Genomic DNA, 14,417 nt, shown 5'->3' with positions numbered 1-14,417 from the left:
CTAACCGGTCAGTAATGTTAATGTAGACGGGTTTTGCGCACTCGGTCAATCGGTATAGTCCGCGGAATGACGTGGCGTGGCCTGTCTGTTCTGCCTGTCCTGTTCCTGGAGTCCTGCAATGGAGTTCGACTTGTCTGCATCCACCGTGTCCACCGAGGCGGTCCGAGCGACCGCGCCGCACTGGCCGAACCGGCGTGACTGGCTGCGCAGGGCCGGCAGTCTGGCGGGGGCCGTGGCGCTGCTGTCGGCTTGCGCCACACCCGGGCCGCGGGAGTTCACGCTGAGCGAACGCCAGATCCTGGCCGCGCTCAGCGAGCGCTTTCCGGCCAATCGCCGGGTGCTGGAGATCTTCGACGTGCGACTGGCTTCGCCGAAACTGCGGCTGCTGCCGACGGAAGACCGGCTGATGCTGGGCTTCGATCTCGGTGTGCAGGAGCGCATGCTCACCTCGCGCAGCTTCAAGGGCTCGCTGATGTTCAGCAGTGGCTTGCGCTTCGACGCAGGCGATTCGACGGTCCGCCTGGCCCGTGTCCGCCGGGAAAACCTCGCCATCGACGGCCTGCCGAGCCTGCTGGCCTCCAATCTCAACCGCTGGGGCGGATTGCTGGCCGAAGAACTGCTCGAAGGTGCGGTGGTCCACAAGGTCGAGCAGAGCGCCATCGACCAGGCGGCCCGGATGGGGCTGCGGCCGGGTGCCCTCAAGGTGACGGAGGGCGGTGTCACGGTGACGCTGGAGCCGATCCGCGCCCAGGGTGCCTGAGGCATGGCCCGCACCCGTGTCCGGCTGTCGCCCCTGCTGGCCTCTGCGCGGCGCATGGGCGCCGTGGCGGGCAAGATGGTCCACCGCGCAGTCAAGCAGGCGGCCCGTCAGGTTGCCGCGCAGAGCCACCGGCCACCCAGGACGGGCGACTGGACGAGCGGGATGGTGTTCGGCCCGGCAGGTGCACGGCGTTTCCGGCTGTACCTTCCGCCCGGCGTGCATGCCAGCGCACGGGTGCCCTTGCTGGTGATGCTGCACGGCTGCCAGCAGGACGCCGACGGATTCGCGACGCTGACCGGCATGAACCGCCTGGCCGCCCGGCAGGGGTTCGCGGTGCTCTACCCGGAACAGGACCGGCTGGCCAATCCGCAGGGCTGCTGGAACTGGTACGGCACCCGCAGCCATCTGGCCGACGCCGAAGCCGCCACCTTGCTGCTGGCGCTGGACCAGGTGCTGCTGCGGCACCCGCTTGATGGCGCGCGGGTGGCGGTCGCCGGCCTGTCGGCGGGCGCCAGCATGGCGGCATTGCTGGCCGCCCGGTCGCCCGACCGTTTCGTGGCCGTAGCCATGCATTCGGGCCTGGCGCCCGGAGTGGCGGATTCCTCGCTGTCCGCCTTGCGCGCGATGTTCGGGGGGGCCGAGCCGCAGGCGCCGGGTTCGGCCGCGGCCAGTTGGCCGCCCTTGCTGGTGATCCACGGCAGTCTGGACGGTGTGGTGTCGCCGAACAATGGCGTCGCCGCAGCGAATCTGTGGGCGCAGGCGCTGGGGGCCCGTGCCACGGCGGAGCGCCGTGTCCAGCGCGGCCAGCGGCGGCCCATGCAGGTCACGGACCATCTGGTCGGGCGGCGGGTGGTGGTGAGCCAGTGTCTGGTGTCGGGTCTGGGCCATGCCTGGAGTGGCGGGGCCAGGTCGCTCCCGTTCAGCGAACCATCCGGGCCGGATGCTTCGGCGCTGATCTGGGCCTTTGTCCGACGGCAGTTCGTGCGCTGAAGGGTGCCGGCCGGCGCTTGCCGTCAGCGCAAGCGGTGATCCGCACGTTGCATGGGCATGTTGACCACTTCAGTGCCGCCGTGCGCTGCGATGCCATGACCACGACCACAGTGACTTTTCGGGTACGGCGCATGCTTGGCTTGGCCATGCTGGCGCTGGGGGCCAGCATGGCGGGCTGCGTGATCGCCCCTTATCCCCGGCATGCCCACCATGACGACGGTGTCGTGGTGGTGGTCGAGCCGCCGCCGGTGCGCACCGAGCGGCCAGGCCCTCCACCGGCGGTGGGCTATCTCTGGATCGATGGATTCTGGAACTGGTCCGGCGGACGCCATGTCTGGATCCCCGGGCGCTGGGAGGCCCGACGTCCGGGACAGCACTGGGAGCCGCACCGCTGGGAGCGTGGTCAGCGGGGATGGGCACGGCGCGGTGGCGAGTGGCGTCGGCACTGAACGGACTTGGCGACACAGCCGCACGTGGTCGGGCCCGGACGAAAAAAAACCGGCCGAGGTCGGCCGGTTTTTCATGGAGAGGCGGGCTTCGCCTGCACGGAACGTTCAGCGCGGGCCAGTGCTGCGCGGACGCATGGCCGGACGGCCGGCGCCGAAGCCGCTGCGCGGAGCGCCACGGTCGTTGTCGAAGCGGGGCGCGCTGCGCGGAGCCCCACGGTCGTTGTCAAAGCGCGGAGCATCGCCACCACGCGGACCGTCGAAACGGCTGTCCTGACGCGGACCATCATGACGCGGGGCGCCATAACCCGCGTTGGCGCCACGGTAGCCGCCACCCGGCGCACCACGGCCCGGGGCACCACGGAACGGCGGACGACCACCTTCGCGCATCGGGCCACGGTTCGGGAACATCTCCGGCGCGGCACGGGTCGGCTCCAGGCCTTCGATGATGCTGATCGGGATGGCGCGGGTCGTGAACTGCTGGATGCGGCGGATCATCGACACGTCACGGCGCTCGGCCAGCGTGATGGCGCGACCGGTGCGGCCAGCGCGGCCGGTGCGGCCGATGCGGTGCACGTAGTCCTCGGCCTTCATCGGCAGACCGTAGTTGATGACGTGGCTGATGGTGGGCACGTCGATGCCGCGCGCGGCGACGTCGGTGGCCACCAGGATGCGCAGCTCGCCGCGGCGCAGCGCCATCAGCGTGCGGGTGCGACGGCCCTGCGGCATGCCGCCGTGCAGCGGTGCCACGGCGTGGCCGAGGTCGTACAGGCGGGCCGCCAGATCGTCGGCATCACGCTGCGTGCTGGTGAAGATCACCGCCTGCTGCATGTCCTTGTCGGTCAGGATGTGCTCCAGCAGCGCGGACTTGTGGTCCAGGCTGTCGGCCCACAGGAGCTGCTGCTCGATGCTGGCGTGGTTGTCGGTGTGGTTGGCGACCTCGATGCGCTGGGCATCGTCCTTGAGGATCTGGTCGGCCAGACGACCGACCTGACCGGCGAAGGTGGCGCTGACCATGACGGTCTGGCGCTCGGCCGGCAGCGATTCGGCGATGCGCTCGATGTCCTCGATGAAGCCCATGTCCAGCATGCGGTCGGCTTCGTCGAGCACCAGCAGTTCGACCTGGCCGAGGATGGCCTTGCCGCTGTCGAGGTGGTCGATCAGGCGACCCGGGGTGGCGATGAGCAGGTCGAGCTGGCCGCGCAGTGCGGCGAGCTGGGCGCCGTAAGGCACGCCGCCGACGACCGTGGCCACACGCAGGCCCTGGACGTGACGACCGTAGGTCATCGCGGCCTTCGAGACTTGCAGGGCGAGTTCACGCGTCGGGGTCAGGATCAGGACGCGGGGGCCCTTGTTGGGCTGGAATCCCTTGACGCCGCGTGCGGCGGCATCGGCACGGGCAGCCAGCACGCGCTCCAGTGCCGGCAGCACGAAGGCGGCGGTCTTGCCGCTGCCCGTGTTGGAGCACACGCGCAGGTCGGAGCCGGCGAGGGCGGCGGGAATGGTGCGTGCCTGGACTTCGGTCGGGGTCTCGTAACCGGAATCGGTCAGGGACTTCAGCAGGACTTCGTTCAGGCCAAGGGTATCAAAGCTCATGGGTTCTCATCTGGCACCGTCGATGGGCGCCGTTCAGGCTAGCGCCGTCAGCACAACACGTGCGACAAACGCAATGGCGGGCCAGCGTCCATGGGGCGTCATCCGTCAACGCGCCACGCTCGCAAGCTTCTAAGGGGGTGGAGAAATAGCCCGCCCGGGTCGAACAGCATCGCCGCCGACCGCGCCTGCAGCCCCGCAGAACCAAACAGGTCTGCCGGAGGGATGAGGGGAAAGAGGAAGGTCAGAGGGGATGAACGAAACAGCTGTGCCTGTTGTCGTTGCTGCCATGCGAAGGTCGTTGAGGACGTCGCGGCAGTTGCGTCAGAGACAGCAGCTGCGATTGTAGCGTATTCCCGGAGTTGATGTTGCGCCGCATCATCAAATTGAACACAGACTGAGACGGGGGTGTAACTGCCGCTGGCTACGATGGGCTTTTGAGCGAGGAATTCCCTGTGATGGACCCCCAACCCTGCCGTGTTGCCTTGATTGCCCACGATGGCAAGAAAAACGAGATGGTGGCGCTTGCCACGGAATTCCGCAGTCTGCTGAACACCTGTGCCTTGTGTGCCACCGGCACCACGGGCTCGCGGCTGCAGGCTGAAGTCGGTCTGGCGGTGGAGCGGCTGCTCAGCGGCCCGCTGGGCGGGGATCTGCAGATCGGTGCACGTCTGGCGGTCGGTGAGATCGACGTGGTGATTTTCCTGCGTGACCCGATGACGCCGCAGCCGCACGAGCCGGACATCAATGCACTGGTGCGGGCCAGCGATGTGCACGACGTGCCGTGCGCCACGAATGTGAGCACGGCACGTCTGCTGCTGCGGCAGATGGCCAGCCAACTGGCCGCAGCAGGATCCGATCAGCCCTGAACCACCTTGTGGTAGGCAGCAGGCACCGGCCAGCCGGCTTCCTGGCAGACCTTGATGATGGCTTCGTTGGTGTCGAAATAGACCTGCCAGTAGTTGTCGGTGTGCGTGTACGGGCGCACCGAGATCACCGGGCCTTCGAGCTTGAAGTCGAGCAGGTGGACTTCCGGCGCGGGGCTGGCGGCGACGTTCGGGATCTTGGCGACTGCCACCTTCAGGCGTGCGATGGCGTCCAGCGGGTCGACGCCCTGGGCGAGCTGCGCGGTGCGCTCGACGCGGCGGGCCGGCAGTGCGGAGAAGTTCTGCACCGTGTCGCCGAAGACCTTGCCGTTGCCGACCAGGGTCATGACGTTGTCCGGCGTGATGATCGTGGTGGCGAACAGGCCGAGTTCGTGGATCGTGCCGGTCATGCCGCCGATGCTCACGAAGTCACCGACCTTGAACGGACGCAGCACCAGCATGAACGCGCCGGCTGCGAAGTTGCCCAGCATGCCGCTCCAGGCCGCCCCGATGGCCACACCGGCACCGGCCAGCATCGCGACGAACGACGTGGTCTGGATGCCGAAGTAACCCAGGATGCCCAGCACCAGGGTGATGTTCAGGGCGATCGTGATGATCGAGCCGAGGTACTTGGTCAGCGTCGGGTCGATCGAGTTGCGGTTCATGCCCGCCTGGATCAAGCCCACCACCTTGCCGATCAGCCACCGGCCCACGATCCAGAAGGCAATCGCTGCCAGGATCTTGATGCCCAGGTCCAGAGCGGTCGTGCTCAGGAAGTTCTGGATCGAAGTCATGTCCATCGCGGAAGTCCTCAGTCGCTATGTGCAAAATTGCACGCTGCAACTGTGAAGGAATTCCGGAATTAAATCTACCGTCTTTGGTCTGGGTTATTTCTGATCAATGCGGAGAGGCGCGTCTGATCCAGGGTGCGTGCGGCACCGAAGCCGGCCACGTGCCGGGCCTGAAGCGGACGCAGGCGCACCCAGCGGAAGTCGGGCAACTGCGTGAGCAGCTCCGCTGCCGGGTGCCGGGCCAGATAGGTGGCCGACGCGGCCTGGGCGTCTCCGGAATCCACGATCGGCCAGTCTGCCTCCACGTCGAGGCTGACTCTGGCGAGGGCGTGCACGTTGTCGGCCTGGTCCTCGCTGTCGCAGACCAGCAGGCTGGCGCGTGGATGGTCCTGGAGCTGCCGGGTGTGTGCGGCGAGTCCGCTGATCAGCAGCACGAAGACGCCGCTCGCCGGGTCTATCGCGTACGGGACTATCGACAGGGCCGGCTCCCCCTCCACCGTTCGTGTGCCCAGCGCGGCTGTGCGGCGGCGGTGCAACAGATCCAGCAGACTCCGGTCGAGGTGTGACATTGGTACGGGGGCAGGAGAGGACGGCGAGTCAGGGGCAGTGACGGATGGCATGTGGCGTATTTTCACTTTCGGTGGGTGAGATACTGGTCAGCGTGAACGGGGTGGGCGGAAGGATCGCGGGGCAGGGGGCTACGCGGCGCCCTCACCGCGTGGAGACCGCAGTATGGACATCCATTCGCCGACCGTTCTGATCGCCCTGGTGACCAGCTACGCCATGCTGGTGCTGGACTTGTGGCTGGCGCGGCGTTCCCTCATGGCGGAGCGGCCCGAATTGCGCATCTGGGCATGGGGCAGCTTGTTGGCGCTGCTGGGTTTCGTGAGCATGCCGCTGCGCCTGTGGATGCCGATGGGGCCGGCCATCCTGCTGAGCAACGCGCTGCTGGGTGCGGGGATCGTGTTCTATGGACATGCCGTGCACCAGTTCGTTCACCAACAGAAGGCGCCGCTGACGGGGTGGCTGGTCTACGGTGCTGGCGTGCTGCTGCTGGCCTGGATGGCGCTGCGCACCACGCCCTACGCTTTTTATGCGGCCATGGTCAGCTTCTGGTTCACATGGCTGCTGGTGCCCACGCTGCAAGTGCTGCTGCGGAAAGGATGGCAGTTGGAGCCATCCCTGCGGACCATGGCCATCACGCTGATGGTGTGCTGGACTGCGCTGGTGGTGCGAGGGGTGCACGCGCTGCAGGAGCCGGACCGCTACCGCCATCTGCTGCATCCTGACTGGGTGCAGAGCCTGACCTTGCTGACGGCGTTCCTGGCTGTGATCGGATCGAGCTTCGGCTTTCTGCTGGCCAACATCGAGCGAACACAGGGGCAGATGCAACGACTGGCGTCGTGTGATGACCTGACCGGCTGCTACAACCGGGCGACCGCCCGGACGATGCTTGGCCATCTGCTGGACCGCTGTCGGCGCGAGGGTACGCCGATGGCGTTGCTGCTGCTCGATCTGGACCACTTCAAGCGGGTGAACGACGAGCACGGGCACCAGATCGGGGATGAGGTGCTGCGGCGCTTCTCGGCGGCGGTCCGGCTGCGGCTGCGGGCGTCGGATGTGTTCGGCCGGATGGGTGGCGAGGAGTTCTGCGTCGGTTTACCGCTGACCGATCGGGCCGGGGCCATCGAGCTGGCCGAGGCGTTACGCCAGACCACTGAAGCGCTGGTGTTGCCCGGCAAAGGCGGTCAGCCGCTGGCCGTGACCGTTTCTGTGGGTGTCGTGGCGGTCTGCCACACTGCGTTGGAGCAGCATGGCACTACCCTGGAACTGCTCTACGGGAGCGCCGACGACCTGCTGTACCAGGCCAAGCGTCTGGGGCGCAACAGGGTCGTGATCGGCTGACCGCGGCCCCTGTGCTGCGCCCGCCGGGCGTCAGCCGGCCTGCTGGATCCCGGCGATGGCCCAGTTGCGGCTGCGGTCGCTCGGCTGGATCAGGTGCCAGACCTCGTCGAACGGCGCTGCCTGCGCACCGGCTTCCTCGCGGATCAGGCCGGTGTAGCGCACGCTGACGACGTCGCGCTGCGCTTCGCGGTCGAAATCGATGATCTCGGCCCGCACCTCGACCACGTCGGTCTCCTGCGGCTTGCTGCCACGGTCCTGCAGATCGGCGCGGATGCTGGCGAACATCTCGGGCGTCGTGAACTCGCGCAGGTCGTTCAGGTCGGCGCGGTCGTTGGCGGCCTGCATGCGGATGAAGATCATCCGGGCGATGCGCTCGAAGCCAGCACGGTCGAAATCGGCCGGGAAACTGGCTGCGGCCGGTGCCGCGGCAGCTTGACCGAAGCTGGCGGCTGCACTGCCCTGGGTGCCGGCACTGGTGGCGCCGGGCCAGCTCACGCTGTGCGCAGAGCGCTGCATGGCGCCGTCAGGCTGCGAGGCTGCGTTGCCGAAACCACCGCCGGCTCCAGCACCCGCGGCGGCACCCGCCAGGGCCGGGCGCTGGCCCGAGCCGTTCGAGCGGCGCTTGAACCAGGCGAAGGCGGCCAATGCGGCCATGACCAGCAGGGCGATCATCAGGAAGTTGCCGAAGGCTTCGCCCAGACCGAGGTGGCTCATCAGTGCTGCGATGCCGAGGCCCGCGGCGAGGCCGGCGATCGGCCCCATCCACGAGCGTTTGCCCGCTGCGGCTGCGGCGCCGGTCGCGGCCGCCCCTGCCATCGGCGCTGCGGCTGTGGCGCCTTGTTGCGGAGTCTGCGGTGTCTGGGCGGGCGTGTTCTGTGCCGGTGTGCCCTTGGACGGCGCGCTGCGTTGCATGCCGGAAGAGCTGCCGCCGCCAAGGCGCTTGGCCTCGGAGAGTGCAGGAGCCAAGGCGGTGCTCAGCGCGAGCACGCAGACCGCGGTACGCCAGAAGTGGTTCATCGTTTCCTCAATGGTGGGGGTTGGGTGGAGCGTGCAGCTTGAGACTGCAGGATCGCCGAAAAGTTCCAGCTGCCCGCAGGGGCTCTCAGAGTGCGGGACGGTGGACCCGGATGCGGGTGTGGGCCGCAGCGACCGTGACCACCTGCCCCGCCCGGATCTTGCAGGTCTTGCGCGACTCCGGCTGTCCGTCCACCTGGACCGCACCTTCGGCGACCAGGGTCTTGGCGGCCCCGCCGCTGTGGGCCACCGCAGTGGCCTTCAGCAGGGCATCCAGAGGAATGAATTCGCCACGCAGTTCAAAGTCGATCAGGTTCATGACCCGATCGTACGTCAGTCGACGATCCGCACAACCGTCGGCCGCCCCGTCTTGTCCACCGACTCGCCGCGCGCACGCCGCTCGGCATAGTCGCGGATCGAGGCCGGCAGACGCCCCAGCAGCCAGCGCATGACCAGCGGAATCAGCACCATGTCATCGACCAGGCCCAGCATCGGCAGCATGTCTGGCACCAGGTCGACCGGCGACAGCAGGTAGGCGACCATGCCGACCGCCCCGAACTTCAGCCAGCGCGGCGACTGCGGATGCTGCAGGGCATACCAGAGCACCCGGGCATCTGTCTTGATGAGGGCCCACACGACCGCGATACGTTTCCACATGTTTCACCTCCGGAAAGGACGACGAGCGTCCGGATTCTGCGACAGAAATCCACCCGGTACCTGGACTCAAGTTCTGTGTCGGGGATCCCCGGCGGTCCGCCCGTAACGCAGCAGCGGCCACCGGGGATGACGGCGCCGTGTGGAGGCGCGGCTCCATGCAGCGCCCGGCGTCCAGTGCTCAGCGTTCGGCGGCGATGAACCTCATCGTGGTGCCGCTGCTGGCGGTGACGACCCAGTCGCTGCTGTCGGTGGTGAGGACCGAACCGCGGCCGCTGACGACGATCGGCCGTGCGTAGCGCGCCTTGGGCAGCAGCCAGGTCTGGTCGGCCAGCGAACTGGGATGCGTGACCGTGAAGGTCGAGAAACCGAAGTTGCTGGCGGCGCTCCAGCGGGTGGCCAGACGGCGCTCGTTGAACTGGGCCAGCTGCGTCATCGTGTACCAGCGGAACTTGCCCGCCGCCTGCAGCCGGTCGGCGGCCGTCATCAGCGGGTTGAGGGCGGGCAGATGGCCGCGTGCGCCGGGCGGGTGGTTGTAGAACATGCGGTTGGTGCGCTTGTTCACGACGAAGTTCTGCAGATTCAGCAGCCACTGGCCCGAGGCGGTGTCGGGGATGCCGAACTCCTCGAATTCCTCGAAGGTGCCGTACTTCTCGAACGGGGACAGCGGGAAGCTCCAGACCTTGTTGCTCAGCCGATTGCCTGCGCGCCACGACCGCACCGCGGCCGAGCCGGTGTCGCCGACGAAGTACATGCCGACGACGCCACGGCTGTCCAGCCAGTTGACGGCCCAGGTCGGGTTGTTGCCTTGGGGTGCGGAGTATTCCGTGGTCTTCTTGCCGTACAGGCGCTCGACCGCCGCGAAGTTCAGCTCCAGCCAGGGCAGGTAGGTGGCGGCATTGGTCTCGTCGGCGCCCAGACCGAAGAGGTCGTGGTTCCAGCCGCCGTGCGAGGCCAGCTCGTGCTTGACGGGAAGCTGCTTGATCCGCTGGAACTGGGTCTGCGAGGCGGTGTTGGTGTCCAGGCTCATGCCGCGGCGGTCGCCGAGCGTGACGGTGTCCGGGCCAGCCGTGAAGTGGACCGAGAACGGCCCGCGCTTGAGCAGGCTGGTCGAGTCCAGCAGGAACTTGGCGTCCGAGGTCAGGTCGTCGCCGTCGTCGATGTGCCAGTTGTAGACCAGCCCGCCGACGCCCTTGGGCTGCACCGACATGGTCGGCATCTGCACATGCTGGCGGGCGAAGAGGTTCAGGAAGCCGTGCAGCGGCGCGCTGTCGGTGCCGATGGCCTTGAAATAGCCCAGCGGCATGTTGACGAACAGCACCTTGCCGCTGCCGACCTGGCGGCTGCCGGCGACCAGGCCGTGGTCCGGGGAGGTCAGGTGGGCGGTGCCGGTGTAGGTGCCCTGCGTGACGAAGCTGAAATAGTCGAGGTAGCCGTAGCCGTAGCTGCTGATGGCCTTCAGCGGGGCGGTGGCGGGGGCGGTGGTGGCGAGCCGCGCGGTGGTCGTGGACGTGGTCGTGGTCGTGCCACTCACCGGGGTCGTGTCACTGACCTTGGGCGCCAGCGTGATGCTGGACGTGGCGGGCAGGCTGTTGAGGCCGAGCAGATCGCGCACGGCCTGGGTGCCCAGGGTCTGGCCGGTGCGCACATTGCGCGAGCTTTCGTCGATGCGCTTGAGCGCGCGGGCCTCGATGTAGCTGCGCATGGCCTGCGTGCCCACCGGGTCTGAGGCGCTGGTCTGCACGAACTGGCTGCTCGTGCTGGCGGTGCGGGCCAGCGTGGTGGGTGGGGTCCAGGTCATGTATTTGCCGGGGGGCAAGCGCAGGGAGTCGAGCGTGGCCGCATCGCTGACCACCGGCCCGAAGCCCACCAGGCGCTCCCGCAGCGTGTCATAGAGCGTGTAGTCCACGCCGGCCAGCGCCGAGAACCGCGACTTGCCCGGGGCATAGAAGCCAGTGGGGGTCAGGGCGCCGGCGTCATACACCAGCATCAGCTTGCCGCCCAGGTTGGTGTACTGCGTCACGGCAGCCACGACAGCGTCGCTGGCTTGCAGATGGGCGCTGTCGGGCAGGATCAGGCCGGCGATCTTCGTCGCGGCGGTGTTGCCCAGCGCGAGGAAGGCCGAGTCGGTCATGGTCTGCAGGCGGATGCCTTCCTCGGCGGCCGAATCGGTCCAGACCTTGACCGGCCAGGCGCCCAGATTGGCGCCGTCCGGCACCAGCATGACCAGCGTGTCGCGGGCCGGTTTGCTGGTGATGAAGGTGGCGTGTGCGGTGGGCGTGTACAGGCCCAGGCCCAGCACCAGCGCGGTGGTGAGGGCGGTGAGGGTTCGGGGGATGTGCTTCGTTGGCATCGGGACTCTCCTTGGGGTTGGTTGGAACGGAATGGGGGGCAAGAGCAAGACGGGCGGCGTGCTTCAGCCGCCCGGTCGGTCGGCAGGGGCGGCCGTCGGTGCGGGCAGCGGGGCCTGCGGTGGTCCGGGTTCAGCGAGCCAGAGCAGCCAGAGCAGGTCGCTGACCTGGAAGGGCCAGGCAAATGGCGCTTCCGGCCGGAGCCAGGCAGCGCGGGCGCGCGCCACCCAGTCCACCGCCGCGGCCGTGTCGCCGACACAGTGCGCGGCCACCGCGGCGGCCGGCCACCAGAAGCCGGCCGGATCGACGTTGCGGGTCTGCCAGGCGGTGTCGTTGGTGCGCCACCGGGCGGCGGCCCGTGGCCAGGCTGCGCGCGAGGCGCTGAAGCTGGCCGGCTGGCCGGGTGAACTCCACAGCAACGGCCAGGCCTGCGCCATCGTGTCGGGATACCAGTGGCGGGTCTGCGCCGGGCCGGAGTCCAGGCTGACCCGCCAGAGGCCGGTGTCCACATCCCAGAGCTGTTGCTCGACGCCGCTGCTGGTGCGCTGGGCGCGGGCGCGGCTGGTCTGTGCGGCCTGGGGTTGGGCCCAGACGGTGTCCTGCACATGGGCCAGTGCCCGCCAGCCCGCGGCCACCTCCACCGCGTCCATCAGGTAGGCCACCGGGTGGCTGCGCTTGGCCCAGCTCAGGCCGTTGGGCTGCTGCAGCCGCGCCAGCGTCACCGCGGCGCGCTCCAGCGCCAGGCGCACTGCCGGCTCGCGCAACAGGGCCGCGTCGCCACCGTTGTCCAGATAGGCCTTGGCCATCAGGAACAGCGAGGCGATCGTGCTGTCGGTGGCGTCGATCTGCTTGCAGTGGCGGGCGTCGATGTCGGGCGGGCAGGTCGACTGCAGCGACCCGTCGGCCAGCACCCAGCGGTCGTGCAGCACCCCCTGGTCCACACCCCGCAAGGGCAGGTTGCGCACCTGCCAGCGCAGCCAGTCGGCGGCCTCGGTGCGCAGGGTGGGATCGATCCGCAGCGCGCCGATCAGGCCGAGGTTGCCTTCGTAAGCCGCGATGTGGTGCCAGGGGCGGCGCTGGCTGTCGATGTGTGCGGCGGCGAGTGCGCGGCGCACGGCGCCATGGCTGGCCTGGCCCGGGGCGCGCACGACCAGCTGGCGTATCGTCAGCACCGCCGCGTCGCGGAAGGCCGCGTCCACCAGCGCACCTGGCGGGCACAGGCTGTCCATCGGCGGCGTGCTGGCGCTGACCTGCGCGCTGGCGGGCGTGAGGCCGATGCAGGCGGCGCCGGCGAGGGCGGTCAGGGCGTTTCGCAGGCGCTGGTGTGGTTGGTGTGGCTGGTGTGGCGTGTGGCGGGGCATGGTGCTCCTTCAGGGGATGGGGGCGGGCTGCAGGCGTGCGTTGGCCCAGCCCATGGCCCAGCCATAGAGCGCCACGAAACCGATGATGGTCACCATGACGCCGAACAGCAGGTGCAGCAGCGGCATGGCCAGCGGCCCCCAGGCGTGCAGCACCAGCGCGTGCAGCGCGAACAGCAGCGGCGCCAGCACGAAGAGGTAGGCCCAGGTCAGCAGCGTCAGCGCCAGGCGCTGCAGCCAGGTCACGGCGAACAGGTAATAGGTGCAGAGGTGGATCCACGGCGCCAGCAGCATCAGCGCCCAGCACTGCTGCAGGCCGTTGCCGATGTGCTCGTTGACCGAGTGCGGAAAGCTCGCTGGCCAGATCCAGAAGAACAGCACCGCCGCGCCATGGATGACCGCGGCGAAGCGCAGCAGGTAGCAGCCCGGTCGGGCCACATCCGGCAGCAGCCCTGCCAGCCACCAGGCCGCCACCACACCGATGGCGTTGAACATCAGCGTCGTCGGCAGCGGTGCATTGACGAAGAGCATGAGGGTGGGGGTGGCGATCTGGAAGGGCAGGTGGCTGTGTTCCGTGATGGCCGTGAAACGCCCGGACAGCTCCATGCGCGTCACCCACCAGAGCAGCTCGGTCGACCACAGCGCCGCGATCGTCGGCCGCAGCAGCACCAGCAGCGCCGTCAGCACCAGCGCCAGCAGCACCGAGCCGGCCAGCCGGTGTGGCGGCAGGTGCAGGCCCCAGATCGAGCGGTGCATCTGCACCCGGCCGCCACGGGCACCGCGGGGCGTGAGTTCGCCCAGCACCGCGTGCAGCACCGAGTGCTGGAAATCGGGCCGGTTCGCCGGAGGGGATCTGCGGAACATGGGTGAGGACTCCGTGGGCTCGCTGTGGACGGATCAGAGCTGCAGGAACAGCCCGCCGCCCACGGTGGTGCGGCGGTAGCTCGGGTTCCGGTAGCGCTCGGCGTGCAGGTGCATGCCCCAGTCCGGCGCCAGCCAGTAGCGCCAGTCCAGGCTCAGCGACTGGCTGTCGAAGTCGACCAGCTGTGCCGCCGTGCCGACGCTCTGGTAGGCCTCGCTGCCGCGGCTGGCGCGCAGGCTCAGGAACTGCAGGCCCTCGGTGCCCAGCGTCACGGCCAGATAGGGCATCTGCGAGCGGACCTTGCCCGGGTGGCTGCTGTTGAAGGTCGCGCCGCCCTCCAGCACCACGAAGTGGTTCAGGTAGTAGTTCGCCGACACCCGCAGGCCGCGGTCGCTGCGGCCGGCGTCGAAGTTGGCGCGGTACAGGCCCAGCGTGGTCACGAGCTGGCGGTCGGCGCCCCATTTGCGCGAGACGGTGCCATCCAGCCGGCTGCGTGCCCAGTTCGGGCCGCCCCAGCCCCGTGTCAGGTTGGCGCTGACGAACCAGTCGGCGTCCAGGTTGCGGGTCGCGCCCAGCGCGGCGACCCCGCCGCGGGCGTCGAACTTCTTCTCCGACAGCAGCTCGGCGTTGAGCACGGTGTCCTGGCCCAGGGCCCAGCTGCCGCGCAGGCTGGTGGCCTGTGCGCTGGGCAGGCCGGCGCTGTAGCGGCTCTGGCGCTGGGTGAGTTCGATCTGGCCGCTGCGGGCGGGCGTGGGGGTGTCCTGGGCGGCGACGGTGCCGGCGAGCAGCAGCAAGGACGCGGCGACAAGGGAGCCATGGCGTTGCAT

General features: G+C 68.7%; 15 protein-coding genes. 5 read left to right on the top strand and 10 right to left on the bottom strand.

Going from position 1 to position 14,417, the window contains the following annotated elements:
• The first annotated feature begins 130 nt into the window (after positions 1–130).
• From U5O44_RS05875 to U5O44_RS05865, 3 genes are all read left to right on the top strand, one after another.
• Positions 131–760: a hypothetical protein gene (locus tag U5O44_RS05875; RefSeq protein ID WP_322587527.1), complete on the top strand. Its 630-nt coding sequence runs from the start codon at positions 131–133 to the stop codon at positions 758–760.
• Between the two features lie 3 nt (positions 761–763).
• A complete protein-coding gene (locus U5O44_RS05870) occupies positions 764–1,750 on the top strand; it encodes an extracellular catalytic domain type 1 short-chain-length polyhydroxyalkanoate depolymerase (RefSeq protein ID WP_322587526.1) in 987 nt (328 codons plus the stop codon).
• A gap of 131 nt (positions 1,751–1,881) precedes the next feature.
• Complete coding sequence (locus tag U5O44_RS05865) at positions 1,882–2,199, top strand: hypothetical protein (RefSeq protein ID WP_322587525.1); 318 nt, start codon at positions 1,882–1,884, stop codon at positions 2,197–2,199.
• Between the two features lie 105 nt (positions 2,200–2,304).
• On the opposite strand, the gene U5O44_RS05860 is transcribed toward U5O44_RS05865, so the two are convergent.
• Positions 2,305–3,792, bottom strand: a complete 1,488-nt coding sequence (locus U5O44_RS05860) for a DEAD/DEAH box helicase (protein WP_322587524.1) — start codon at positions 3,790–3,792, stop codon at positions 2,305–2,307.
• A 455-nt stretch (positions 3,793–4,247) separates the two neighbouring features.
• On the opposite strand from U5O44_RS05860, the gene U5O44_RS05855 reads away from it, so the two are divergent.
• Positions 4,248–4,658, top strand: a complete 411-nt coding sequence (locus U5O44_RS05855) for a methylglyoxal synthase (RefSeq protein WP_322587523.1) — start codon at positions 4,248–4,250, stop codon at positions 4,656–4,658.
• Here the strand turns inward: U5O44_RS05855 and U5O44_RS05850 are convergent.
• Together U5O44_RS05850 and U5O44_RS05845 are read right to left on the bottom strand one after the other, a co-directional pair.
• Entirely contained in the window at positions 4,649–5,455 is an 807-nt protein-coding gene (locus tag U5O44_RS05850) for a mechanosensitive ion channel family protein (RefSeq protein WP_322587522.1), read from the bottom strand. The two genes, U5O44_RS05855 and U5O44_RS05850, sit on opposite strands and share 10 nt — an antisense overlap.
• A 68-nt stretch (positions 5,456–5,523) precedes the next feature.
• Positions 5,524–6,015, bottom strand: a complete 492-nt coding sequence (locus U5O44_RS05845; protein WP_322587521.1) for a HugZ family pyridoxamine 5'-phosphate oxidase — start codon at positions 6,013–6,015, stop codon at positions 5,524–5,526.
• Positions 6,016–6,229: 214 nt separating this feature from the next.
• Between U5O44_RS05845 and U5O44_RS05840 the strand changes: the two genes are divergently transcribed.
• Positions 6,230–7,351 carry a GGDEF domain-containing protein gene (locus U5O44_RS05840; protein ID WP_322587520.1) on the top strand — a complete coding sequence of 374 codons (1,122 nt, stop codon included), beginning with the start codon at positions 6,230–6,232 and terminating at the stop codon, positions 7,349–7,351.
• A 30-nt stretch (positions 7,352–7,381) separates the two neighbouring features.
• On the opposite strand, the gene U5O44_RS05835 is transcribed toward U5O44_RS05840, so the two are convergent.
• From U5O44_RS05835 to U5O44_RS05805, 7 genes are all read right to left on the bottom strand, one after another.
• Positions 7,382–8,368: a Tim44 domain-containing protein gene (locus tag U5O44_RS05835; RefSeq protein WP_322587519.1), complete on the bottom strand. Its 987-nt coding sequence runs from the start codon at positions 8,366–8,368 to the stop codon at positions 7,382–7,384.
• 85 nt (positions 8,369–8,453) lie between these two features.
• Positions 8,454–8,684: an RNA-binding S4 domain-containing protein gene (locus tag U5O44_RS05830; protein ID WP_322587518.1), complete on the bottom strand. Its 231-nt coding sequence runs from the start codon at positions 8,682–8,684 to the stop codon at positions 8,454–8,456.
• Between the two features lie 14 nt (positions 8,685–8,698).
• Positions 8,699–9,022: a YkvA family protein gene (locus U5O44_RS05825; RefSeq protein WP_322587517.1), complete on the bottom strand. Its 324-nt coding sequence runs from the start codon at positions 9,020–9,022 to the stop codon at positions 8,699–8,701.
• Between the two features lie 178 nt (positions 9,023–9,200).
• Positions 9,201–11,372: a polysaccharide deacetylase family protein gene (locus tag U5O44_RS05820; RefSeq protein ID WP_322587516.1), complete on the bottom strand. Its 2,172-nt coding sequence runs from the start codon at positions 11,370–11,372 to the stop codon at positions 9,201–9,203.
• Positions 11,373–11,435: 63 nt separating this feature from the next.
• Positions 11,436–12,731 (bottom strand): hypothetical protein, encoded by a 1,296-nt coding sequence (locus tag U5O44_RS05815; RefSeq protein WP_322587515.1) that lies wholly within the window; start codon positions 12,729–12,731, stop codon positions 11,436–11,438.
• Between the two features lie 9 nt (positions 12,732–12,740).
• Positions 12,741–13,592: a hypothetical protein gene (locus tag U5O44_RS05810; protein ID WP_322587514.1), complete on the bottom strand. Its 852-nt coding sequence runs from the start codon at positions 13,590–13,592 to the stop codon at positions 12,741–12,743.
• A 33-nt stretch (positions 13,593–13,625) separates the two neighbouring features.
• Positions 13,626–14,417 carry a YaiO family outer membrane beta-barrel protein gene (locus tag U5O44_RS05805; RefSeq protein WP_322587513.1) on the bottom strand — a complete coding sequence of 264 codons (792 nt, stop codon included), beginning with the start codon at positions 14,415–14,417 and terminating at the stop codon, positions 13,626–13,628.

The sequence above is a fragment of the Sphaerotilus sp. genome, from assembly GCF_034519685.1.
In the GTDB taxonomy this organism is placed as follows: domain Bacteria; phylum Pseudomonadota; class Gammaproteobacteria; order Burkholderiales; family Burkholderiaceae_C; genus Sphaerotilus.
Note: the sequence above shows the minus strand (reverse complement) of the source record. Positions and strands in the feature narration are given on the sequence as shown.

Excerpts from the sequence above, each read along its gene's own strand:
- U5O44_RS05835 (WP_322587519.1), bottom strand. The coding sequence starts at position 8,368 with ATGAACCACTTCTGGCGTACCGCGGTCTGCGTGCTCGCGCTGAGCACC.
- U5O44_RS05865 (WP_322587525.1), top strand. The coding sequence starts at position 1,882 with ATGCTTGGCTTGGCCATGCTGGCGCTGGGGGCCAGCATGGCGGGCTGC.
- U5O44_RS05870 (WP_322587526.1), top strand. The coding sequence starts at position 764 with ATGGCCCGCACCCGTGTCCGGCTGTCGCCCCTGCTGGCCTCTGCGCGG.
- U5O44_RS05830 (WP_322587518.1), bottom strand. The coding sequence starts at position 8,684 with ATGAACCTGATCGACTTTGAACTGCGTGGCGAATTCATTCCTCTGGAT.
- U5O44_RS05840 (WP_322587520.1), top strand. The coding sequence starts at position 6,230 with ATGCTGGTGCTGGACTTGTGGCTGGCGCGGCGTTCCCTCATGGCGGAG.
- U5O44_RS05810 (WP_322587514.1), bottom strand. The coding sequence starts at position 13,592 with ATGTTCCGCAGATCCCCTCCGGCGAACCGGCCCGATTTCCAGCACTCG.
- U5O44_RS05805 (WP_322587513.1), bottom strand. The coding sequence starts at position 14,417 with ATGCAACGCCATGGCTCCCTTGTCGCCGCGTCCTTGCTGCTGCTCGCC.
- U5O44_RS05825 (WP_322587517.1), bottom strand. The coding sequence starts at position 9,022 with ATGTGGAAACGTATCGCGGTCGTGTGGGCCCTCATCAAGACAGATGCC.
- U5O44_RS05850 (WP_322587522.1), bottom strand. The coding sequence starts at position 5,455 with ATGGACATGACTTCGATCCAGAACTTCCTGAGCACGACCGCTCTGGAC.
- U5O44_RS05820 (WP_322587516.1), bottom strand. The coding sequence starts at position 11,372 with ATGCCAACGAAGCACATCCCCCGAACCCTCACCGCCCTCACCACCGCG.
- U5O44_RS05860 (WP_322587524.1), bottom strand. The coding sequence starts at position 3,792 with ATGAGCTTTGATACCCTTGGCCTGAACGAAGTCCTGCTGAAGTCCCTG.
- U5O44_RS05815 (WP_322587515.1), bottom strand. The coding sequence starts at position 12,731 with ATGCCCCGCCACACGCCACACCAGCCACACCAACCACACCAGCGCCTG.
- U5O44_RS05845 (WP_322587521.1), bottom strand. The coding sequence starts at position 6,015 with ATGTCACACCTCGACCGGAGTCTGCTGGATCTGTTGCACCGCCGCCGC.
- U5O44_RS05855 (WP_322587523.1), top strand. The coding sequence starts at position 4,248 with ATGGACCCCCAACCCTGCCGTGTTGCCTTGATTGCCCACGATGGCAAG.